The 21,587-nt window shown below is 70.3% G+C and carries 18 protein-coding genes; 11 read left to right on the top strand and 7 right to left on the bottom strand.

The features are described 5' to 3' along the window. Positions 1-75: 75 nt before the first annotated feature. On the bottom strand, positions 76-1,458 hold the full coding sequence (locus ACWC94_RS39015; protein WP_450802103.1) for a cation:dicarboxylate symporter family transporter: 1,383 nt from the start codon (positions 1,456-1,458) through the stop codon (positions 76-78). A 177-nt stretch (positions 1,459-1,635) separates the two neighbouring features. Between ACWC94_RS39015 and ACWC94_RS39010 the strand changes: the two genes are divergently transcribed. The 7 genes from ACWC94_RS39010 to ACWC94_RS38980 all read left to right on the top strand — a co-directional run bounded on the left by ACWC94_RS39010 (position 1,636) and on the right by ACWC94_RS38980 (position 8,549). Further along, positions 1,636-3,264, top strand: a complete 1,629-nt coding sequence (locus ACWC94_RS39010; RefSeq protein WP_450802101.1) for an ATP-binding protein — start codon at positions 1,636-1,638, stop codon at positions 3,262-3,264. Beyond that, the gene (locus tag ACWC94_RS39005) at positions 3,261-3,950 is read left to right on the top strand and encodes a response regulator (protein WP_450802099.1); all 690 of its coding nucleotides are present in this window, start codon (positions 3,261-3,263) and stop codon (positions 3,948-3,950) included. The genes ACWC94_RS39010 and ACWC94_RS39005 overlap by 4 nt, the downstream gene beginning before the upstream one ends. 303 nt (positions 3,951-4,253) lie before the next feature. After that, positions 4,254-4,592, top strand: coding sequence for a hypothetical protein (locus ACWC94_RS39000; protein ID WP_450802097.1), 339 nt, complete (start codon positions 4,254-4,256; stop codon positions 4,590-4,592). 79 nt (positions 4,593-4,671) lie between these two features. Beyond that, positions 4,672-6,039 carry an extracellular solute-binding protein gene (locus tag ACWC94_RS38995; protein ID WP_450802095.1) on the top strand — a complete coding sequence of 456 codons (1,368 nt, stop codon included), beginning with the start codon at positions 4,672-4,674 and terminating at the stop codon, positions 6,037-6,039. After that, positions 6,036-6,899: a carbohydrate ABC transporter permease gene (locus ACWC94_RS38990; protein ID WP_450802094.1), complete on the top strand. Its 864-nt coding sequence runs from the start codon at positions 6,036-6,038 to the stop codon at positions 6,897-6,899. Before ACWC94_RS38995 ends, ACWC94_RS38990 begins: the two co-directional genes overlap by 4 nt. Then, positions 6,899-7,726, top strand: a complete 828-nt coding sequence (locus ACWC94_RS38985; protein ID WP_450802092.1) for a carbohydrate ABC transporter permease — start codon at positions 6,899-6,901, stop codon at positions 7,724-7,726. Before ACWC94_RS38990 ends, ACWC94_RS38985 begins: the two co-directional genes overlap by 1 nt. 133 nt (positions 7,727-7,859) lie before the next feature. Beyond that, positions 7,860-8,549: a helix-turn-helix domain-containing protein gene (locus ACWC94_RS38980; RefSeq protein WP_450802091.1), complete on the top strand. Its 690-nt coding sequence runs from the start codon at positions 7,860-7,862 to the stop codon at positions 8,547-8,549. Here ACWC94_RS38980 and ACWC94_RS38975 read toward each other — a convergent pair. After that, entirely contained in the window at positions 8,546-9,571 is a 1,026-nt protein-coding gene (locus ACWC94_RS38975) for an ATP-dependent 6-phosphofructokinase (protein ID WP_450802089.1), read from the bottom strand. The two genes, ACWC94_RS38980 and ACWC94_RS38975, sit on opposite strands and share 4 nt — an antisense overlap. A gap of 180 nt (positions 9,572-9,751) precedes the next feature. On the opposite strand from ACWC94_RS38975, the gene pta reads away from it, so the two are divergent. From pta to pyk, 3 genes are all read left to right on the top strand, one after another. After that, the gene (pta, locus tag ACWC94_RS38970) at positions 9,752-11,827 is read left to right on the top strand and encodes a phosphate acetyltransferase (RefSeq protein ID WP_450802087.1); all 2,076 of its coding nucleotides are present in this window, start codon (positions 9,752-9,754) and stop codon (positions 11,825-11,827) included. Between the two features lie 20 nt (positions 11,828-11,847). Beyond that, positions 11,848-13,056: an acetate kinase gene (locus tag ACWC94_RS38965; RefSeq protein ID WP_450802086.1), complete on the top strand. Its 1,209-nt coding sequence runs from the start codon at positions 11,848-11,850 to the stop codon at positions 13,054-13,056. Between the two features lie 87 nt (positions 13,057-13,143). Further along, a complete protein-coding gene (gene pyk, locus ACWC94_RS38960; RefSeq protein WP_450802084.1) occupies positions 13,144-14,571 on the top strand; it encodes a pyruvate kinase in 1,428 nt (475 codons plus the stop codon). Positions 14,572-14,669: 98 nt separating this feature from the next. Here the strand turns inward: pyk and ACWC94_RS38955 are convergent, their stop codons facing one another. From ACWC94_RS38955 to ACWC94_RS38940, 4 genes are all read right to left on the bottom strand, one after another. Continuing rightward, the gene (locus ACWC94_RS38955; RefSeq protein WP_450802083.1) at positions 14,670-16,049 is read right to left on the bottom strand and encodes a hypothetical protein; all 1,380 of its coding nucleotides are present in this window, start codon (positions 16,047-16,049) and stop codon (positions 14,670-14,672) included. Continuing rightward, the gene (locus ACWC94_RS38950) at positions 16,039-16,626 is read right to left on the bottom strand and encodes a DUF6114 domain-containing protein (protein ID WP_450802082.1); all 588 of its coding nucleotides are present in this window, start codon (positions 16,624-16,626) and stop codon (positions 16,039-16,041) included. Before ACWC94_RS38950 ends, ACWC94_RS38955 begins: the two co-directional genes overlap by 11 nt. Positions 16,627-16,743: 117 nt before the next feature. Next, positions 16,744-17,406 (bottom strand): DUF6230 family protein, encoded by a 663-nt coding sequence (locus tag ACWC94_RS38945; RefSeq protein ID WP_450802081.1) that lies wholly within the window; start codon positions 17,404-17,406, stop codon positions 16,744-16,746. 624 nt (positions 17,407-18,030) lie between these two features. After that, positions 18,031-18,999 carry a tetratricopeptide repeat protein gene (locus ACWC94_RS38940; protein WP_450802079.1) on the bottom strand — a complete coding sequence of 323 codons (969 nt, stop codon included), beginning with the start codon at positions 18,997-18,999 and terminating at the stop codon, positions 18,031-18,033. 211 nt (positions 19,000-19,210) lie between these two features. On the opposite strand from ACWC94_RS38940, the gene ACWC94_RS38935 reads away from it, so the two are divergent. Beyond that, positions 19,211-19,876 carry a TetR/AcrR family transcriptional regulator gene (locus tag ACWC94_RS38935; protein WP_450802078.1) on the top strand — a complete coding sequence of 222 codons (666 nt, stop codon included), beginning with the start codon at positions 19,211-19,213 and terminating at the stop codon, positions 19,874-19,876. Here ACWC94_RS38935 and ACWC94_RS38930 read toward each other — a convergent pair. After that, positions 19,873-21,573: an acyl-CoA mutase large subunit family protein gene (locus tag ACWC94_RS38930; RefSeq protein ID WP_450802077.1), complete on the bottom strand. Its 1,701-nt coding sequence runs from the start codon at positions 21,571-21,573 to the stop codon at positions 19,873-19,875. The genes ACWC94_RS38935 and ACWC94_RS38930 overlap by 4 nt on opposite strands. Positions 21,574-21,587 lie beyond the last annotated feature (14 nt).

The following is a 21,587-nucleotide window of genomic DNA, read 5'->3' as shown; positions in this document are numbered from 1 at the left end:
GCGTTTCTCAGCGCGGCGGAGGGAAGTCCACCACGACGGCCGCGGAGCCCCGCACGGGGCGCACCCAGCGGACGCTCACGCCTTGGCCAGCTCCTCTTCCCTCGGCTCGCCGGAAACCTCGGTGACCGTCTGCCGGTTCTCGTCCAGCAGCGTCGTCTCGTCGAACGGCAGCTCACCCGCGAGGACCTGCCGCACCCGGGCCTTGTCGATCTCCTTGGTCCAGGTGCCGATCAGTACGGTGGCGACCGCGTTGCCCGCGAAGTTGGTCAGGGCCCGCGCCTCGCTCATGAAGCGGTCGATGCCGACGATCAGACCGACCCCGTCGACCAGCGCCGGCTTGTGCGACTGCAGACCGCCGGCCAGCGTGGCGAGCCCCGCACCGCTGACGCCCGCCGCGCCCTTGGACGCCAGCAGCAGGAACAGCAGCAGCGGGATCTGCTCGCCCACCGACATCGGCGTACCCAGCGCGTCCGCGATGTACAGCGACGCCATGGTCATGTAGATCATCGTGCCGTCGAGGTTGAAGGAGTAGCCGGTCGGCACGGTGATACCGACGACGGGCTTGCTGACACCCAGGTGCTCCATCTTCGCGATCAGCCGCGGCAGCGCGGACTCGGAGGACGAGGTGGACAGGATCAGCAGGAACTCGCGCGCCAGGTACTTGAAGAGGGAGAAGACGTTGAGTCCGGCGACGATCCGCAGAATCGCGCCGAGCACGACGAAGACGAACAGCACACAGGTGACGTAGAAGCCGAGCATCAGCACGACGAGGCTCTTCAGGGCGTCGAGACCGGCCGAGCCGACCACCGCCGCGATGGCGCCGAAGGCACCGATCGGCGCCGCCCACATGACCATCGACAGGATGCGGAAGACGAGCCGCTGGAGGTGCTCGACGCCGCGCAGCACCGGCTGCCCGACCGGTCCCATGGTCTGCAGCGCGAACCCGGCGAGCAGGGCGACCAGCAGGGTCTGCAGGACCTGTTCCTGGGCGAAGGCGGACACGAAGGTCGTCGGAATGATCGACAGGACGAACTGGACCGGCGGCAGCGCCTCCTTGGACACCTGGTCGTGTCCGGACGCCCTGATGGCGTCGGTGAGGTGCAGCCCGTCCCCCGGGTGCAGCACATTGCCGACGACGAGCCCGATGGCGAGCGCGACCAGCGACATCACCAGGAAGTACCCGAGCGCGATACCGCCGACGGTACCGACCTTCGCGGCCTTCCGTACGGACCCGATCCCGAGCACGATCGTGCAGAAGATGATCGGCGAGATCATCATCTTGATCAGGTTCACAAAGCCGGCGCCCAGGGGCTTCAGCTCGACCGCCGCGTCGGGCCAGATGAGTCCCACGGCGATGCCGAGCGCGACCGCCACGATGACGGCGATGTACAGGTAATGGGTCCGGTCCCGCTTCACACGGGGTGCGGCAGGTGCCGTGTCGGGGATGGTTGCGGCCACGACTGCCCTCCTTGACGTCTTCGTCGGCGAACTACCGGCGTGCGGCTCACGTCCGGGCGTTGTTCGGGGAATGCCGTGACTATCTCCCGCCCTGTGAGGACGGTCACCCTTCCGTTCATTGAGTTCACGACGGCCCGGAGGGGCACACCGCGGGGACCGGCGAGGCACACTGCTGACATGCGCGTTCCCCGTCTCCCCCGACCCCGCAGCCTGGCGGGCCAGCTGTTCGCGATGCAGGCCGTGCTGATAGCGCTGGTCGTGGCCGGGTACGCGCTGTTCACCTACGTCAGCGACCGGAGCCAGGCCGAGGACGCGGCGGTCCGCCAGGTCACCGCGGTGGCCCGCTCCGTCGCGGACGCCCCCTCGGTCCGCTCGGCGATCCGCACCCCCGCCCCCACGGCCGCACTGGAGCCGTACGCGCTGCAGGTCATGCGGGACACGGACGTCGACTTCGTCACGATCATGAACCCGGAGGGGATCCGCTGGACCCACCCCGACCGGAACCAGATCGGCAAACGCTTCCTCGGCCGTATCGACCCCGCCCGGCACGGCCACACCTTCACCGAGACCTACACCGGCACCCTGGGCCCCTCCGTCCGCGCGGTGACCCCGGTCGAGGAGAACGGCCACGTCATCGGGCTGGTCAGCGCCGGTATCAAGGTGGAGGAGATCAGCGCGCGGGTCCAGGACCAGGTCACGGCCCTGCTCGGGGTCGCCGGCGGCACGCTGCTGCTGGGCGCGGTCGGCACGTACGTCGTCAACGCCCGGCTGCGCCGGCACACCCACGGGATGAACGCCACCGAGCTGAGCCGGATGCACGACTACCACCAGGCGGCGCTGCACGCGGTCCGCGAGGGCCTGCTGATGCTGGACGGGCAGTACAGGGTGGCGCTGATCAACGACGGGGGCCGGGAGCTGCTGGGCCTGGGCGCCCCGGACACGGAGCTGATCGGCCGCTCGGTGGCCGACCTGGGCCTGCCGGCGCCGCTGACCGGCGCACTGCTGTCGTCGGAGCCCCGGGTGGACGAGGTGCACCTGACGGCGGCCGGCATCCTGGTGGTGAACACGTCCCCGGTGTCGGGCGGAGAGCGCCGGGGCACGGTGGTCACCCTGCGGGACGTCACCGAACTGCAGTCCGTGATGGGCGAGTTGGACTCGGAGCGGGGCTTCACCCAGGCCCTGCGCTCGCAGGCGCACGAGGCCGCCAACCGCCTGCACACGGTGGTGTCGCTGATCGAGCTGGGCCGGGCCGAGGAGGCCGTGGGGTTCGCCACGGCGGAACTGGAGCTGGCCCAGGCCCTGACCGACCAGGTGGTCGCGGCGGTACGGGAACCGGTACTCGCCGCTCTGCTGCTCGGCAAGACGGCCCAGGCCAACGAGCGGGGCGTGGAGCTGGTGGTGTCGCGGGACAGCCGCCTGGACGACGGCCTGCTCCCCGGCAGCCTGCCCGCCCGCGACCTGGTCACCATCCTCGGCAACCTGATCGACAACGCGGTGGACGCGGCGCAGGGCAGCGTCGGGGCGCGGGTCACGGTGACGGCGTACGCCTCGGACACCGAGGTGGTCCTGCGGGTGTCCGACACGGGCCCCGGTGTCGACCCGGCCCATGCCGACTTGGTATTCCAGCGGGGGTTCTCGACGAAGCCGGCCGCGCCCGGCGGCCGGGGCCTCGGGCTGGCCCTGGTCCGGCAGGCGGTGACCCGCCACGGGGGCACGTTGGTGGCGGAGTCCGGCGAGGACGGCGAGGGGGGAGCGGTGTTCGAGGTGCGGTTGCCGCTGCGGTCCGCGGTGGGGGGCGGCAGATGACGCAGGAACGGCATCCGATCCGCGTCCTCGTGGTCGAGGACGACCCCGTCGCCGCCGACGCCCATGTGATGTACGTCGGCCGGGTGCCCGGGTTCGTCGCGGTCGGCAAGGCGCACACGGGGGCGGAGGCGCGCCGCGTCCTGGACCGCACTCCCGTGGATCTGCTCCTCCTGGACCTGCACCTGCCGGACGTACACGGCCTGCAGTTCGCCCGCTCCCTGCGCGCGGCGGGCCATCACGCGGACGTGATAGCGGTGACGTCGGCCCGCGATCTGGCGGTGGTGCGCGAGGGCGTCTCGCTGGGCGTCGTCCAGTACGTCCTGAAGCCGTTCACCTTCGCCACGCTGAGGGACCGGCTGGTCCGCTACGCCGAGTTCCACGCGGCGGTGGGCGAGGCGAGCGGCCAGGACGAGGTGGACCGGGCGCTGGCGGTCCTGCGGGCGCCGTCGCCCGCGGCGCTGCCGAAGGGGTTGAGCGGGCCGACGCTGGAGCGGGTGACGGGCACGCTGCGGGAGGCGGAGGAAGGGCTGACGGCGGCGGGGGTGGCCGAGGCGGTGGGCATCTCGCGGATCACCGCCCGGCGCTATCTGGAGCACCTGGTGGAGGCGGGGCGGGCCGCGCGGCAGCCGGTGTACGGGCAGGTGGGCAGGCCCGAGCTGGTGTACCGGTGGGTGCGGGTCCGTTAGCCGGGCCCGTCATCGGGTCCGCCGGCCGGCGCGGGGCCCCGTACGCCTCGATCGCTCACCCGGCCGGGCTCCCCGCCCCGAACGGCACGGCGGTACCGGACGATGCACCCCTCACCCCGGAGCAGGCCGCTCTCCCGCTCCTCTGGAACAACCCGGGCATCGCCCTGCACCGGGGCTAGCGTACGGCCGAGGCGATCGACGCACTCGAACACGCCCGTGACCTGTGCCGGGCCATCGGGGACCGCCGCCGTGAAGCCTCCTGCTGGAGCTATCTCGGCGTGGTTGCTGCTGTCGGCGCGACGGATGGACGACGCCGCCACCGCACACCCCCGGGCCCTCGCCCCGGCCCGCGAGACACACGACCTCCATGGCGAGGGCATCGCGCTGCACCACGTCTGGGAGTGGGGAAACCGACCGGCCGACGCCCGGCAGGCCCATGCCGACGCGGCAGCGATCCTCGAGGACCGCGAGGACTGGTACCGGGCCGGGCAGACCCTGCAGGACCTGGCCCTGGCCCACCGGCGCGCCCTCCAGTGGGAGCGGGCCCGCACGGCCTTTGTGGCGGCGGCCGAGGCGTTCACCCGGGCCATGGCCCTCAAGGACGCCGCCAACTGCCAATCCGGTGCAGACTCATTGACCTGACTAGACCACTCCTCTTACGTTCACGGCAGCCATCTCCGCGTAACGCCACAGTGAAGTGAGCCCGTAGGAGGTAGTGCCCGTGCGCCCCACCGCCGCCCTCTCCGCCCTCCTCACCGCCGCCCTCGCCGCCACCGCCCTCACCGCGTGCGGTTCGGGGTCCGGCAGCAGTGCCGACACGGTCAAGGTGTCGTACAAGCAGTCCACCGACAACTCCATCAAGGTGATGGACACCTATCTCGCCGGGATCAAGAAGGAGTTCGAGAAGAAGTACCCCGGCAAGAAGGTCGAGTTCGTGCCGATCAAGGCCCCGGACTCGGAGTACTACACCAAGCTGCAGCAGATGCTGCGCTCGCCGAGGACCGCACCCGACCTGGTCTACGAGGACACCTTCCTCATCAACTCCGACATCACGAGCGGCTATCTCAAACCCCTCGACCCGTACCTCGCCAAGTGGCCGGACTGGAAGCAGTTCATCGGCACCGCGAAGGCGGCCGCGAAAGGGCAGGACGGGAAGACGTACGGCGTTCCGGACGGGACGGACACCCGCGGGCTGTGGTTCGACAGGCGGGTGTTCAAGAAGGCCGGGCTGCCGCTGAACTGGCAGCCGCGGAACTGGGACGACGTCCTCGCCGCCGCCCGCACCATCAGGCGGAAGGCCCCCGGCGTCACCCCGCTCAACGTCTACACCGGCAAACCGGGGGGTGAGCGCTCCACCATGCAGGGGTTCGAGATGCTCCTGTACGGCACCGGCGACGGCACCTCCGACCCGCTCTACGACAGCACGAGCAAGAAGTGGGTCACGGGCGGGCAGGGGTTCAAGGACGCGCTGGCATTCGTCGAGACCGTGTACAAGGAGAAGCTCGGGCCCGACGTCTCCGACGCCCTCGACCCGAATTTCGCCACCACCGTCAACGGCGAGCTGCTCCCCCAGGGCAAGCTCGGCATCGACCTCGACGGCTCCTGGCTCCCGCAGGCCTGGCTGCCGGGCAGCGGGCACGAGTGGCCCGACTGGTCCCGGCGGTTGGGGCTGGCGTACATGCCCACCCAGCACGGGCAGGCCCCCGGCAAGGTGAGCATGTCCGGGGGGTGGACCTGGGCCGTCCCGGCCAAGGCCGGCAACCCGGACCTCGCCTTCGACTTCGTCAGGACGATGCAGACCGAGGCGAACGCCAAGAAGTGGTACATCGCCAACTCCGGCATCTCCGTGCGCGGCGACGTCGCCGAGGACCCCTCGTACGCCACCGCCCAGCCCGGCATCAGGTTCTTCACCGACCTGGTGTCCAGCACGCACTACCGGCCCGCGTACCCGGCGTACCCCAAGGTGTCGACCGCCGTCCAGGAGGCCATGGAGAGCGTGACGACCGGCGACCGGTCCGCGGAGGAGGCCGCGAGGGCGTACGACGACACGGTCAGGGACGTCACCGACGGCCACGTGACCGAGAGGTGAAACCTGCGCGCCGGCTCACCCGGACCCTACCCCTCGCCCCCGCCGTCGTCCTTCTCCTGCTCTTCCTCGCCGGGCCGATCGCGTACTGCGTCTACCTCGCCTTCACCGACCTGCAGCTGACCGGTCAGGCGCACGCGTCGTTCGTCGGGTTCGCCAACTTCCGCAGGGCCTTTCACGACGACGCGTTCCTGAACGCCGTCTGGCTGACCCTGGTGTTCACCGTGCTGTCCTCGCTCCTCGGGCAGAACACCCTGGGCCTCGCCCTGGCGGCGCTGATGAAGCGGGCCTCGAAGCCGGTGCGCACGTTCACCGGTGCGGTCGTCGTCACGGCGTGGGTGCTGCCGGAGGTCGTCGCCGGGTTTCTGCTGTACGCCTTCTTCCGGCGGGAGGGGACGCTCAACGCCGTCCTGGACTGGCTTCATCTGCCGCGCCAGAACTGGCTGTTCACGCTCCCCGTCCTCGCCGTGTCCTTCGCCAACGTCTGGCGCGGTACGGCGTTCTCGATGCTCGTCTACTCCGCCGCGCTGGACGGGATACCCGCCGAGATCACGGAGGCCGCCGAGGTGGACGGGGCCGGCGGATGGCGGCGGATGTGGCACATCACCCTGCCGATGATCCGCCGGTCCATCGGCACCAACCTCATGCTCAACACCCTGCAGACGCTCTCCGTCTTCGGGCTGATCTGGGTGATGACCCGGGGCGGCCCCGGGAACAGGAGCCAGACCCTGCCGCTGTTCATGTACGAGCAGGCCTTCCAGAACAGCATGATCGGGTACGGCACCGCGGTCGCCCTGCTTCTGCTGCTCGTCGGCTCGCTGTTCTCGGTCCTCTATCTGCGGCTGCTGCGGACGGAGGTCTGATGCCCCGCAAGCGTGTCTCCCGGCGGCTCGCCGCCGACGCCGGTCTGCTGGTCGTGGCCGTCGCCTTCGCGCTGCCCCTGGCCTGGGTGGTGCTGTCCTCGGTGGATCCGCACGCCGACCTCAGGGTGAAGACCCCGGACGGGTTCACGCTCGGCAACTTCGACGCGATCCTCACGCCGGACATCACCTACACCCCGCTGCTCAACAGCCTGGTCCTGTGCGGGGGCGCCACCGCGCTGACGGTGGTCTGCGCCGCCCTCGCCGCCTATCCGCTCTCCCGGTTCCGCTCCCGTCTGGGCCGGCCGTTCCTGCTGACGATCCTGTTCGCGACGAGTCTGCCGATCACCGCGATCATGGTGCCGGTGTACGCGCTGTTCGTGCGGGTGAACCTGATCGACACCGCGCAGGGCACGATCCTCTTCTTCGCGGCCTCCCAACTCCCCTTCGCCATCTGGCTGATGAAGAACTTCATGGACGGCGTGCCGAGGGAACTGGAGGAGGCGGCCTGGACGGACGGGGCGAACGCGCTGCAGTCCCTGGTCCGGATCGTGCTGCCGCTGATGGGGCCGGGGCTCGCCGTCGTCACGGTGTTCTCGTTCGTGATGATGTGGGGGAACTTCTTCGTCCCGTTCATGCTGCTGCTCACCCCGGACCAGATGCCGGCCTCGGTCAGCATCAACGACTTCTTCGGCAACCGGGGCATGGTGGCGTACGGGCAGCTCGCCGCGTTCTCCGTCATCTATTCGACACCGGTGATCCTGCTGTACGTGCTGGTGGCGCGGCGGCTGGGGGGCGGTTTCGCCCTGGGCGGGGCGGTCAAGGGGTGAGCCGGAAGGGCGTCCCCTCCGTTACGTCCGTCCGATTGCATACCGAACGGACGGAACTGTACGTTCCCACAACCGGTGATCCTGTCGGAACGGACCGTAGCCATGGTGACAGCCGGCCCCTAGCTTGTGCGGGGTGCGCCAACCCTCAGCTCCCCCGTTCAACGCCCCGGCGGCCCGCCGGCTGCGCGCCGCGCTCGGCATGGGCCCCGAGCACGTCGCGTACGGCATGCGGGCCTCGTACGGGCTGCCGTATGTCACACCCGATCTCGTGATCGCCTGGGAACGCGGCGTCGCCTCCCCCGGCAACGCCGAACTCACCGCCCTGGCGGGCGTGTTGTGGTGTTCCCCGGGCGAACTGCTCGGCCGGCCGCAGAGCCTGCGCGAGCACCGCATCGCCCGGGCCGTCGCGCCCGAGGACGTCGCCCACGCCGTCGGCATGGACCTGCGCGGCTATCTGCGCATGGAGGACAGCGGGCAGTGGCGGGGCAACGAGCGGCAGTCGGCCGCGCTCGCCGAGGTGCTGGGCCTGACCCTGCCCGACTTCGTCGCCGTCACCGGCCGCGAGGCCAGGCTCGCCGACCTGCTGCACAGCGCGGTCACCACCCGCTGGCAGGCCTATGTGCGGCCGGTGATGAAACTGGCCCCCCTGGACAAGGGGGTCGTGGAGGACGTGCTGCAGGAGCTGTACGAGGACTACCAGGGGCACATGGCCGCCACCCTCAGCTGGGGTGGCGGCAGCAGGGGCGCCAGCGAGTCCGGGAAGGAGTTCCTCGCGCAGATCGTCGTGAACTTCTGGACGGCCGTCGAGGGCAGGACCGCCTAGAAGACCGACTCGGCCTCGTCCATCCGGTCCTTCGGCACCGTCTTCAGCTCGGTGACGGCCTCCGCGAGGGGCACCATCACGATGTCGGTGCCGCGCAGCGCGGTCATCCGGCCGAACTCGCCGCGGTGTGCGGCCTCCACGGCGTGCCAGCCGAAGCGGGTGGCGAGGACACGGTCGTAGGCGGTGGGCACGCCGCCGCGCTGGACGTGGCCGAGGATGACCGGCTTGGCCTCCTTGCCGAGGCGCCGCTCCAGCTCGAACGCCAGCGCGGTGCCGATGCCCTGGAAGCGCTCGTGGCCGTACTGGTCGATCTCGCCCTTGCCGTAGTCCATGGTGCCGTCGATGGGGTGGGCGCCCTCGGCGACGCAGACGACGGCGAACTTCTTGCCGCGGGAGAAGCGCTCCTCGACCATCTTGACCAGGTCGGCCGGGTCGAAGGGGCGCTCGGGCAGGCAGATGCCGTGGGCGCCGGCGGCCATGCCGGACTCCAGGGCGATCCAGCCGGCGTGCCGGCCCATGACCTCGACGACCATCACGCGCTGGTGGGACTCGGCCGTGGTCTTCAGGCGGTCCATGGCCTCGGTGGCCACGCCGACGGCGGTGTCGAAGCCGAAGGTGCGGTCGGTGGAGGAGATGTCGTTGTCGATGGTCTTGGGGACGCCGACGACCGGCAGGCCCGCGTCGGAGAGCATGCGGGCCGCGGTCAGGGTGCCCTCGCCGCCGATCGGGATCAGCGCGTCGATACCGAACTCCTCGACCATGTCGGCGGCGCCGTCGCAGGCCTCGCGCAGCCGGTCGCGCTCCAGCCGGGAGGAGCCCAGGATGGTGCCGCCCCGGGCCAGGATGCCGCTGACCGCGTCCAGGTCGAGGGTGCGGTAGTGCCGGTCGAGCAGACCCCGGTAGCCGTCGTCGAAGCCGATGACCTCGTCGCCGTACTGCGCCACGGCCCGGTGCACGACCGACCGGATCACGGCGTTCAGGCCGGGGCAGTCGCCGCCTGCGGTGAGAACTCCGATGCGCATCGTGCTGTGTCTCCTGCTCGCTGTCGGTGCCGGTGAGCCACTGTCGATTGTTCCACGTCCACCGGGGCAGTGAGCCACTTGACGGGCGCCTTATCCGGGACCGGGGGTATTGTCAAGAGGGTTCTGCTCACCTTGGTGGGCGATTTTTATGCCGACGACGATGAGGAACGGAGTGGACACGTGACGCGCAGCGTGTACGTGACCGGGATCGACCGCGGTGACGGCCGCCAGGTCGTGGAGCTGGGAGTCATGGAACTCCTGACCCGGCAGGTCGACCGGGTGGGCGTCTTCCGTCCGCTCGTGCACGACGGCCCGGACCGGCTGTTCGAGCTGCTGCGGTCGCGGTACCGCCTCTCGCAGGACCCGGCGACCGTCTACGGCATGGACTACCACGAGGCCTCCGCGCTCCAGGCCGAGCAGGGCACCGACGAACTGGTCTCGGCGCTGGTCGACCGCTTCCACCTGGTGGCCCGCGACTACGACGTCGTCCTCGTCCTCGGCACCGACTTCGCCGACACCCAGCTCCCGGACGAGCTGTCCCTGAACGCCCGCCTGGCCAACGAGTTCGGCGCCTCCGTGATCCCGGTCGTCGGCGGCCGCAAGCAGCCGGCCGAGTCGGTGCTGGCCGAGACCCGCAACGCCTACCGGGCCTACGACGGCCTCGGCTGCGACGTCCTCGCGATGGTCACCAACCGGGTGGCCCGCGAGGACCGCGACGAGATCGCCGAGCGGCTCGCCACCCGGCTGCCGGTCCCCTGCTACGTCGTCCCCGACGAGCCGGCACTGTCCGCGCCGACCGTCTCCCAGATCGCCCACGCCCTCGACGCCAAGGTGCTGCTCGGCGACGACTCCGGGCTCGCCCGGGACGCGCTGGACTTCGTCTTCGGCGGCGCCATGCTGCCCAACCTCCTCGGCGCCCTGACGCCGGGCTGCCTGGTGGTGACCCCGGGCGACCGCGCCGACCTGGTCGTCGGCTCGCTGGCCGCGCACAGCGCCGGCACCCCGCCGATAGCCGGCGTGCTGCTCACCCTGAACGAGGTACCGCGCGAGGAGATCCTCACCCTCGCCGCCCGCCTCGCCCCGGGTACTCCGGTGCTGTCCGTGAGCGGCACCAGCTTCCCCACCGCCGAGCAGCTGTTCTCGCTGGAGGGCAAGCTGGGCGCGGCCACCCCGCGCAAGGCGGAGACCGCGCTCGGCCTGTTCGAGCGGTACGCCGACACCGCCGACCTGGCCCGCCGGGTCTCGGCACCGAGCAGCGACCGGGTCACCCCGATGATGTTCGAGCACAAGCTGCTGGAGCAGGCCCGCTCCGACAAGCGGCGGGTCGTGCTTCCCGAGGGCACCGAGGAGCGGGTGCTGCACGCGGCCGAGGTGCTGCTGCGCCGGGGGGTGTGCGACCTGACCCTGCTCGGCCCGGTCGACCAGATCCGCAAGAAGGCCGCCGACCTCGGCATCGACCTCGGCGACACCCAGCTGATCGACCCGGCCACCAGCGAGCTGCGCGACGCCTTCGCCGAGCAGTACGCGGCGCTGCGCGCCCACAAGGGCGTCACGGTCGAGCTGGCCTACGACGTCGTCTCCGACGTGAACTACTTCGGCACGCTGATGGTGCAGGAGGGCCTGGCCGACGGCATGGTGTCCGGCTCGGTGCACTCCACGGCGGCCACCATCCGCCCGGCCTTCGAGATCATCAAGACCAGGCCGGAGTCGTCGATCGTCTCGTCCGTGTTCTTCATGTGCCTGGCCGACAAGGTGCTGGTCTACGGCGACTGCGCGGTCAACCCGGACCCGAACGCGCAGGCGCTCGCGGACATCGCCGTCCAGTCCGCCGGTACGGCCGCGCAGTTCGGCGTGGAGCCCAGGATCGCGATGCTGTCGTACTCCACCGGTACGTCCGGCTCGGGCGCCGACGTCGACAAGGTGCGCGAGGCGACCGAGCTGGCCCGCTCGCGCCGGCCGGACCTGAAGATCGAGGGGCCGATCCAGTACGACGCGGCCGTGGAGCCGTCCGTCGCCGCGACCAAGCTGCCCGACTCGGACGTCGCCGGCCAGGCAACGGTTCTGATCTTCCCCGACCTCAATACAGGTAACAACACCTACAAGGCCGTGCAGCGTTCGGCCGGCGCGATCGCCGTCGGACCGGTCCTGCAGGGTCTGCGCAAGCCGGTCAACGACCTGTCCCGGGGCGCCCTCGTCCAGGACATCGTCAACACCGTCGCCATCACGGCGATCCAGGCCCAGACGCCCGCCCACTGAGCAGAGAGCATTCCACCACCGTGACCGCGACACGTGTCCTCGTCCTCAACTCCGGCTCCTCGTCGGTGAAGTACCAGCTCCTCGACATGCGCGACCGGAGCCGCCTCGCCGTCGGGCTGGTGGAGCGCATCGGCGAGCAGACCTCCCGGCTCAAGCACACCTGCCTCACCTCCGGCGACACCCGTGAGCACAGCGGGCCGATAGCCGACCACGACGCCGCGCTCAAGGCGGTCGCCGAGGAGCTGAGCCGGGACGGCCTGGGCCTGGACTCGCCGGAACTGGCCGCGATCGGGCACCGGGTGGTGCACGGCGGGATGTTCTTCACCGAGCCGACCGTCATCGACGACGAGGTGCTCGCCGAGGTCGAGCGGCTGATCCCGGTCGCCCCGCTGCACAACCCGGCCAACCTCACCGGTATCCGCACCGCCCGGGCACTGCGCCCCGACCTGCCCCAGGTCGCCGTCTTCGACACCGCGTTCCACACGACGATGCCGGAGTCGGCGGCGCGCTACGCGATCGACCCGAAGATCGCCGACCGGCACCGCATCCGCCGCTACGGCTTCCACGGCACCTCGCACGCGTACGTCGCGCGGGAGACGGCGCGGCTGCTGGGCAAGGACCCGTCCGAGGTCAACGTGATCGTCCTGCACCTGGGCAACGGCGCCTCGGCGTCGGCGGTGCGGCGGGGCCGGTGCGTGGACACCTCCATGGGGCTCACGCCTTTGGAGGGGCTGGTGATGGGTACGCGATCCGGTGATCTGGATCCGGCCGTCATCTTCCATTTGGCCCGGGTTGGCGGAATGTCCATGGACGAGATCGACACTCTTCTCAACAAGAGGAGCGGTCTGTTCGGCCTGTGCGGGGACAACGACATGCGGGAGATCCGCCGCCGGATCGACGAGGGCGACGAAGAGGCCGCTCTCGCGTTCGACATTTACATTCACCGGCTCAAGAAGTACATCGGCGCCTATTACGCCGTACTCGGGACGGTGGACGCGGTCGCGTTCACGGCCGGGGTCGGCGAGAACGCGGCGCCCGTGCGGGAGGCCGCGATCACGGGCCTGGAGGGGCTGGGCCTGGCGGTCGACCGGGAGCTGAACGCCGTGCGAGCGGACCGGGCGAGGCTCGTGTCGCCGAAGGGTGCGCGGGTGGCGGTCGCCGTGGTGCCGACGGATGAAGAACTGGAGATCGCGACGCAGACCTACGCACTGGTCGGAATGAACAACTGAATAGCAGCACCTGAGCGGTGCGGCACTCATTTGTATCTTCCGCCAGACGGAATATTCCGTTGCGAAACAAACCGATAGGATCGCCCCATGCGCCGTTCGAAAATCGTCTGTACTCTCGGCCCCGCGGTCGACTCCCACGAGATGCTCGTCGCCATGATCGAGGCGGGCATGAATGTGGCCCGGTTCAACTTCAGCCACGGCTCCCACGCCGAGCACCAGGCGCGGTACGACCGCGTCCGGGCCGCGTCCAAGGAGACCGGCCGGCCCATCGGCGTCCTCGCCGACCTGCAGGGCCCGAAGATCCGCCTGGAGACCTTCGCCGAGGGTCCGGTCGAGCTCGAGCGCGGTGACGAGTTCGTCATCACGACCGAGGACGTGCCCGGTGACAAGCAGATCTGCGGTACGACGTACAAGGGACTGCCGGGCGACGTCTCGCGCGGCGACCAGGTCCTGATCAACGACGGCAACGTCGAGCTGAAGGTGCTGGACGTCGAGGGCCCCCGGGTCAAGACGATCGTCATCGAGGGCGGTGTCGTCTCCGACCACAAGGGCATCAACCTGCCCGGCGCGGCCGTCAACGTCCCCGCGCTGAGCGAGAAGGACGTCGAGGACCTGCGCTTCGCCCTCCGCATGGGCTGCGACATGGTCGCCCTGTCCTTCGTCCGGGACGCCAAGGACGTCCAGGACGTGCACCGCGTCATGGACGAGGAGGGCCGCCGGGTCCCGGTCATCGCCAAGGTGGAGAAGCCGCAGGCGGTGCAGAACATGGAGGACGTCGTCGCGGCGTTCGACGCCGTGATGGTGGCCCGCGGCGACCTCGCCGTCGAGTACCCGCTCGAGAAGGTCCCCATGGTGCAGAAGCGCCTGATCGAGCTGTGCCGGCGCAACGCCAAGCCGGTGATCGTCGCGACCCAGATGATGGAGTCGATGATCACCAACTCCCGCCCGACCCGCGCCGAGGCCTCCGACGTGGCCAACGCGATCCTGGACGGCGCCGACGCGGTCATGCTGAGCGCCGAGTCGTCGGTGGGTGCCTACCCGGTCGAGACGGTCAAGACCATGTCGAAGATCGTCGCCGCGGCCGAGCAGGAACTGCTCTCCAAGGGCCTGCAGCCGCTGGTGCCGGGCAAGAAGCCGCGCACCCAGGGCGGCTCGGTGGCCCGCGCGGCCTGCGAGATCGCCGACTTCCTCGGCGGCCGGGGCCTGATCGCCTTCACCCAGTCCGGTGACACCGCGCGCCGTCTGTCCCGCTACCGCGCGATCCAGCCGATCATCGCCTTCACCACCGACGAGTCCACCCGCAACCAGCTCACCCTGAGCTGGGGCGTGGAGTCGCACATCGTGCCGTTCGTGAACACCACCGACGAGATGGTCGACCTGGTGGACCAGGAGATCGCCCGGCTGGGCCGCTTCGACGCGGGCGACACGGTCATCATCACCGCCGGCTCGCCCCCCGGCGTCCCCGGCACCACCAACATGCTCCGCGTCCACCACCTGGGCACGCAGGGCAACTGACAGGCCCCACAAGGGTCTTGTACGGCACTGAGGGCGCCCCCTGGGAACAGGGGGCGCCCTCAGCTGTGTGCGGCTCCCGGACGGGCTTGAAGGACCGGTCAGTCGGTCGTGTACACATGCATGCCGGGCACGTGCAGGTTGCCGCCGAACTGGGCGGCCTGGACCACCTTCACGTTGGTGAAGTAGATCAGCGGAAGGTTCAGCGGGGGCGGGCTGTCGGGCGAGAACTTCATCGGGATCAGCCCGAAGAGGTTGCCCGAGATGCTCTCGGTGTACATCACGGTGTCGCCGCCCCGGATGGTGGACGTCGATCCCTTGGCCGCCTGCACGTGGTAGGTCTTGCCGGACTGCTTGTCCTTCACCGTCTGGTGCAGGTCACCGATGTCGGTACCGCCGGAGATGACGTACTTCAGCACCTTCTTGGTGGTGCCGGACGCCGTCTTCACCTCGACGATGCCCTGGTAGTCGGCCCCCTTGAGCAGGAGCGAGCTGGCGTCCAGGTACCAGGGGTCGTCGGCCACCGGCAGCTTGTTGTCGACGCCGCTGACGTCGTCCGTGGCCTTCGGGCAGTTCTCCGCCGAGGCGGAATCGCTCGCCGACGGGCTCGGCGTGGCCGACCCGGCCGCGTCCTTGACCGTCTTCGTGGCGTCCCCGGCCGTCCTGGAGACCGTGTCGGTGGTCTTCTCCACCGTGTCCCCGACCGTCTTGGTGGCCTTGGAGACGGTGTCACCGACGGTGTCGGAGACCTTGGAACCGGACGACGAGGAGTCCGGCTCGGGCGCATCCGACGCGGACGGGTCCGAGGACGCGCTCGCCGACGGGGTCGCGGACGGCGTCGGGCTCGCGGACGAACCGCCGGAGTCCCTGCCTCCGGTGAGGATGCCGCCGAGCGTGTCACCGATGGTGTCCAGCAGACCGCCGCTCTTGGAGGCCGACGGGGTGGGCGTGGCCGTGCCGGCGCCGGAGGACGACGAGCCGGAGCCCGAGTCCGAGCCGGAGGAGCCCGAGGTCGCGGTCGGCTTGGGCGCGGCCTTGTCGCCGGAACCTGAATCCGGCGAAGAGGACGTGTCCGAGCCGCCGGACCCCGTGTCCTTCGAGTCCTTGGCGTCGGAACTCGCCGACGGCGACGGCGACGGGGTGGCCTTGTCACCGGACGTGCTCCGCGAGGCGGAGGGCGAGGGCGACGACGAGGCGTCCTTGGAGTTGTCCAGCGCCTTGACGCAGTCCTTGTACTCGTCGGCCGTCAGGCTCTTGGACGTCGTCGACGGGGACGGGCTGCTGCCGGCAGCCAGGGCGAGCGAGGACGTGAAGCCCATGCCCATCAGCACCGCCGTCGGCATCGCCACGGAGGCGATCGCCTTGCCGGCGGGCATGTGGAACCTGGTGAACAGCGGCTTCCTGGGGGCCGCGTGGCGGGGCCCGGTTCTCGCGCGGGACCCGTCCACATCGGTCCCGCGGGTCACCTCGTCAGCCGGCACTGTGCCTCCCGTTCGCCCCGTTGGCCGGGCTCGTTCCTGACAGGTCGTTCTCCCCAGGCGTGGTGAAGCCCTGGTAGGGGACGTCACCCAGCCCGTCCGTGCGCTGCTCGGGCAGCGGCGCGGACTGCGGGGCACCGCCCTCGCCCGGGGCCGCCTCGGCCGGCGGCTCCGGCTGCGGCGGGGCGCCCGGCGCCCAGGCGACGGCCATCGCCCCGCCGATCAGCGAGCACAGGAAGCCGACGATGAAGCCGCCGATGTTGGACAGCGGGATGGACACCAGCGCCAGGAGAATCGCCGCGACACCCGCGAACACCCGGCTGTGCCGCTGGAACCAGAGGGTGATGCCGAGGACGATGAGCAGCGCACCGATGATCAGGGAACTGGAGCCGCCCGGCGTCCCCATCGTCATCGTGAGGTGGCCCAGCTGCAGGTGTGCGTACGGAAAGTACAGGATGAGAAAGCCGCCGAGCACGACGAACAGTCCGGCCCAGAACGGACGGTTGCCCCGCCAGGCGCGGAACTGCAGCCTCCGGCGGGTGAACTGGCCGGGTGCGGCGGCAGGAGTCTCGGCGCTCATGGAAAACAGCTCCCTGGTGCGGCGTTGCTGTGGTGGTGATGTGTGCCGCATGTGGAAACGCGGCCGTTGGCGGAACGGGCGGGGGCGCCGTTGGCTCCCCCGCCCGTCACCGAGCGCCTAGTAGCACTCGATTCCCTTGCCGTCGCCCTTGTGCAGCGACATGTGGAGACCGCTGAGCTTGAACGTGCCGGCGGTGGTCGCCCACGCCGTCTGGCGCACGTTGGTCAGGTCGGCCGATTCGGCCTGCTGGGCGAAGCCGAACGGGTTGGCGGCCTCGCCGCCGCCCTTCATGCCCGGGCCCTTGCCACCCTTGGCCTTGGCCGTGTCACCGGCGGCCACACCGATGTCGATGTTGTTGAACGTCGCGTCGGCGCTCAGGTCATCGACGTCGATGTAGAGGTTGTGGGCCTGAACCGCGTCGTGGCCCTTGCCGCCGGCCTCCAGACGGAGGGTGACCGAACCGAAGAACGGCACATCCGGGGTGACCACGGACTGGCACATGTTCGTGATCGAGGCGTCTTGGAACGACGAGACGGCGACGGGGTGGGCCGTCTTCTTCCCGTCGAGCGTGTAGCCGCTGTCGATCGCACCGTACTGGGCGAAACCCTCACCGTGCAGGCTGTCGGCCGTCACCTTGAACTGCTGGCCCGACACGCTGAACGAGGCGGCCAGAGCACCCTGCGCGAGGGCGACACCTATGCACGCCGTGGCGGCAACGCTGGGCACCATGACCACAGCGAACCGCTTCCATCTGGTCCCGCCACGCACCTGGGACTCCATATTTCCTCCTTCTCGGACGTACATCTCCTGGCCCGGACTCGCCCCCGAGTCGGCGGCTCAACCGGGCAGGGATGGGAGAAGTGCTACGTCCTCGGGAAGGAGAGCGCCCGTACTCGGAGGCGCGAACCGCGCACCGATCACCGGCGATCACCCCCGAGCGACAACCACTGGTCGCGCCTGACACGCATCACGCACAACCCTGCTGGACAGGCTTCGCCGGACGGCGAAGACCCCCCTGCCCTAGACCCGGCGCCACTGCCGCCGGCTCTGCTCGGTGGGGACCCAGATTCTGCCGTGACCCGACCGGATGCCGGGGTACGGAAATGGACCGAGCGTCGCCGATCGTGGTGCATTCTCGCGCCGGGCACAAGGGGGTTCGTTACTGGCTAGTAACGGCCGGATAACCGGAGGACGACCGACCGGTCTCGGAATGCGACGCTCGGTGGCACCCAGGGGCAGAGCAAAGCCGTTGATCCCTGGACGAAACCAGACAGATCAACGGCCTCGACTTACTCCGAGTAACAGACCGCGCGAGTACCAAGTTTTGGTAAAGCGCGGTCGCCCTGACGCCTCGTCGGCAAATCTTTCACCCCGGCATCACAAGCCGTGGCGTTTAGCGACTGGTCAGAACAGGGCGCGCGCGAGCGCCCTGCGCGCGCCGACCACACGCGGATCCTCGGGCCCCACGACCTCGAACAGCTCCAGCAGCCGGCGCCGTACCGCGTCCCGGTCGTCACCGGCGGTGCGCTGAACGGTCTCGATCAGCCGGCCGAAGGCGTCCTCGACATGCCCGCCCACCAGGTCCAGGTCGGCGGCGGCGATCTGCGCGTCGGCGTCCTTCGGCTTCTCGGCGGCCTCCTGACGGACCTTCTGCGGATCGAAGCCCTGCACCCGCTGCAGCAACTCGGCCTGCGCGAGGCCCAGTTTGGCCTCGGGGTGGGCCGGGTCGTCGGCCAGCACGTTCTTGTAGGCCTGGACGGCACCGGCCAGGTCACCGGCGTCCAGGGCGTCGGCGGCGGCGTTCAGCGCGGCGTCGTACGGGCCCGCCTGCTCGGCGGGCGCACCGCCGCCCGGCTGCGCGTCCGGGTCGACGCTCAGGCCGGTGATGCCGAACCGCTGCTCGGCGACCTGCACCAGCTGGTCCAGGGTCTGCCGGATCTGCTCCTCGCCGGCCGCCCCCTGGAACAGCGGCAGCGCCTGTCCGGCCACGACGGCGAACACGGCCGGGATGCCCTGCACCCCGAACTGCTGCATCAGCATCTGGTTGGCGTCGACGTCGATCTTGGCGAGGAGGAAGCGTCCGTTGTACTCGGCGGCCAGCCGCTCCAGGACCGGGCTCAGCTGCTTGCAGGGCTGGCACCACTCGGCCCAGAAGTCGATGACGACGGGCACCTCGGCGGAGCGCTGGAGGACGTCCCTCTCGAAGCCCGCCTCATCGACGTCGATGACGAGATCGGCCGGGGAGACGGCTCCCGTGCCGCCCTGCCGGGCGGCCTCGGCGCGCGTCTGCTCGGCCTTGGCCTTGGCCTCCTGGGCCGCCTTCACCGCGGCGAGGTCGACGACGCCGCTCATGGACATGTTCCGTGGCTGCATGCGTCTATCCTCCCCCGTTACCGCGTCGAAATGAAAAAGCAGTGTGCGTGGGCGCCGGGTCCCCACCCCACGCCGCGTGATCGTCGCCCGTGTACGTCCCTCACGAGCTTTCGCTACGAGTCGTAGCGTAATGCCATGCGACCCTCGCGCGACACCACACCCCGGTGATCTCCCTCACGACCGCACAGTTCCCGCCGGTTATGGTCAAGGAATGCAGAGCCGCACTCCCGCCAGCCGTACCGGTCGTCCGCGCAGCGCCGCCGCGGACACCGCGATCCTGGCCGCGACCAGGCAGGCTCTCGTGGAACTGGGCTGGTCCAAGCTCACCCTGGGAGACGTGGCGACGCGCGCCGGCGTGGCGAAGACGACGCTGTACCGCCGCTGGGCCGGCAAGCCGGAGCTGGTGTGCGACGCGGTGGCGGAGCTCTTCGACGAGCTCGAACTCCCCGACCGGGGCAGTCTGGCCGCCGACATCGAAGGCGTGGTCCTGCAGTTCGCGGCGATCCTGGCCCGCCCGGAGGCGAAGAGCGGCCTGATGGCGGTGGTCGCCGAGTCCACCCGCGACGACGCCCTGCGCGAGCGCATCCGCGCCTCCATCGTGGAGCGCCAGATGCGGCTGGTTCTGGAGGGCCGCGCGCGGGCCCAGCAGCGGGGCGAACTCCCCCCGGAACCCGATCCGGAGGAGTCCGCCCGCACGGTCGACCTGATCTTCGACATGGTCGCGGGTGCGGTGGTCCACCGCACCTTGGTGAGCGGCAACCCGGCGGACGAGGAGTGGGTGCGCAGCTTCACCCGGGTACTGCTGCTGGGCCTGGCCTCCCAGCCGACCGATCCCGAGCCCCCTGGTCCGCCCCCACCGGGCAACGGCGCCCCCTAGAAGCCGGCCGGCTCCGTGTAGACGCCCCACTCGTCCCGCAGCACCCCGCAGATCTCGCCCAGGGTCGCCTCGGCCCGTACCGCGTCCAGCATCGGCTCGATCATGTTGGAGCCGTTCCGGGCGGCATCCAGCATCGCGTCCAGCGCCGAGCGCACCGCGGACTCGTCCCGCGCCTCCTTCCGCTCCCGCAGCACGCGGACCTGCTCCCGCTCCACCTCGTGGCTGACCCGCAGGATCTCCAGGTCCCCGGTGACGGACCCGGTGTGCACGTTGACGCCGACGACCCTCTTGTCCCCCTTCTCCAGCGCCTGCTGGTACCGGAAGGCGGATTCGGCGATCTCGCCGGTGAACCAGCCGTCCTCGATCCCGCGCAGGATCCCGGAGGTGATCGGCCCGATGGGGTGCCGCCCGTCCGGGTGGGCGCGCAGGCCCCGCTCCTTGATCTGCTCGAAGATCTTCTCCGCGTCGGCCTCGATCCGGTCCGTCAGCTGCTCGACGTACCACGCGCCGCCCAGCGGGTCGGCCACGTTGGCGACCCCGGTCTCCTCCATCAGCACCTGCTGCGTGCGCAGCGCGATCTCCGCCGCCTGCGCGGAGGGCAGGGCAAGGGTCTCGTCGAGGGCGTTGGTGTGCAGCGAGTTGGTCCCGCCGAGCACGGCGGCCAGCGCCTCCACGGCCGTACGGACCACGTTGTTGTACGGCTGCTGCGCGGTCAGCGAGACCCCGGCGGTCTGCGTGTGGAACCGCAGCCACTGCGCCTTCTCGCTCCGCGCGCCGTACACGTCCCGCATCCAGCGCGCCCAGATGCGGCGCGCCGCCCGGAACTTGGCGATCTCCTCGAAGAAGTCCACGTGCGCGTCGAAGAAGAAGGACAGCCCGGGCGCGAACACATCCACGTCGAGCCCGCGGCTGAGCCCCAGCTCCACGTACCCGAAGCCGTCGGCCAGCGTGTACGCCAGCTCCTGCGCGGCCGTCGCCCCCGCCTCGCGGATGTGGTAGCCGGAGACGGACAGCGGCTTGTAGGCGGGGATGCCGGCGGCGCAGTGCTCCATGAGGTCGCCGATGAGGCGCAGATGGGGCTCGGGCTGGAAGAGCCACTCCTTCTGCGCGATGTACTCCTTGAAGATGTCGGTCTGGAGCGTGCCGTTGAGGACCGACGGGTCCACGCCCTGCCGCTCGGCGGCGACCAGGTACATGCAGAAGACGGGCACGGCCGGACCACTGATGGTCATGGACGTCGTCACCTCGCCGAGCGGGATGTCCTTGAACAGGACCTCCATGTCGGCGGCCGAGTCGATGGCGACACCGCAGTGCCCGACCTCGCCCAGCGAGCGCGGGTCGTCGGAGTCGCGGCCCATCAGCGTGGGCATGTCGAAGGCGACGGACAGACCCCCGCCGCCGGCGGCGAGGATCATCTTGTACCGCTCGTTGGTCTGCTCGGCGTTGCCGAACCCGGCGAACTGCCGGATCGTCCAGGTTCGCCCGCGGTAGCCGGTCGGATGGAGGCCGCGGGTGAAGGGGTACTCCCCGGGCCAGCCGATCCGCTCGAATCCCTCGTACGTGTCACCCGGTCGGGGCCCGTACACCGGCTCCACGGGGTCGCCGGAGAGCGTGGTGAAGTCAGCGTCGCGCTTGCGCGCGGCGTCGTAGCGGGCCTGCCAGCGTCGGCGGCCCTCCTCGATGGCGTGAGCGTCCATGCCTTCGAATTTAC

The sequence above is a fragment of the Streptomyces sp. NPDC001135 genome, assembly GCF_053598395.1.
This window is presented reverse-complemented; position numbering and strand designations above follow the sequence as displayed.

What these genes read in the sequence shown, in the direction of transcription:
- ACWC94_RS39010 (WP_450802101.1), top strand. Translation starts at nt 1,636, where the DNA reads ATGCGCGTTCCCCGTCTCCCCCGACCCCGCAGCCTGGCGGGCCAGCTG.
- ACWC94_RS39005 (WP_450802099.1), top strand. Translation starts at nt 3,261, where the DNA reads ATGACGCAGGAACGGCATCCGATCCGCGTCCTCGTGGTCGAGGACGAC.
- ACWC94_RS39000 (WP_450802097.1), top strand. Translation starts at nt 4,254, where the DNA reads ATGGACGACGCCGCCACCGCACACCCCCGGGCCCTCGCCCCGGCCCGC.
- ACWC94_RS38985 (WP_450802092.1), top strand. Translation starts at nt 6,899, where the DNA reads ATGCCCCGCAAGCGTGTCTCCCGGCGGCTCGCCGCCGACGCCGGTCTG.
- ACWC94_RS38975 (WP_450802089.1), bottom strand. Translation starts at nt 9,571, where the DNA reads ATGCGCATCGGAGTTCTCACCGCAGGCGGCGACTGCCCCGGCCTGAAC.
- pyk (WP_450802084.1), top strand. Translation starts at nt 13,144, where the DNA reads ATGCGCCGTTCGAAAATCGTCTGTACTCTCGGCCCCGCGGTCGACTCC.
- ACWC94_RS38950 (WP_450802082.1), bottom strand. Translation starts at nt 16,626, where the DNA reads ATGAGCGCCGAGACTCCTGCCGCCGCACCCGGCCAGTTCACCCGCCGG.
- ACWC94_RS38945 (WP_450802081.1), bottom strand. Translation starts at nt 17,406, where the DNA reads ATGGAGTCCCAGGTGCGTGGCGGGACCAGATGGAAGCGGTTCGCTGTG.
- ACWC94_RS38940 (WP_450802079.1), bottom strand. Translation starts at nt 18,999, where the DNA reads ATGCAGCCACGGAACATGTCCATGAGCGGCGTCGTCGACCTCGCCGCG.
- ACWC94_RS38935 (WP_450802078.1), top strand. Translation starts at nt 19,211, where the DNA reads ATGCAGAGCCGCACTCCCGCCAGCCGTACCGGTCGTCCGCGCAGCGCC.
- ACWC94_RS38930 (WP_450802077.1), bottom strand. Translation starts at nt 21,573, where the DNA reads ATGGACGCTCACGCCATCGAGGAGGGCCGCCGACGCTGGCAGGCCCGC.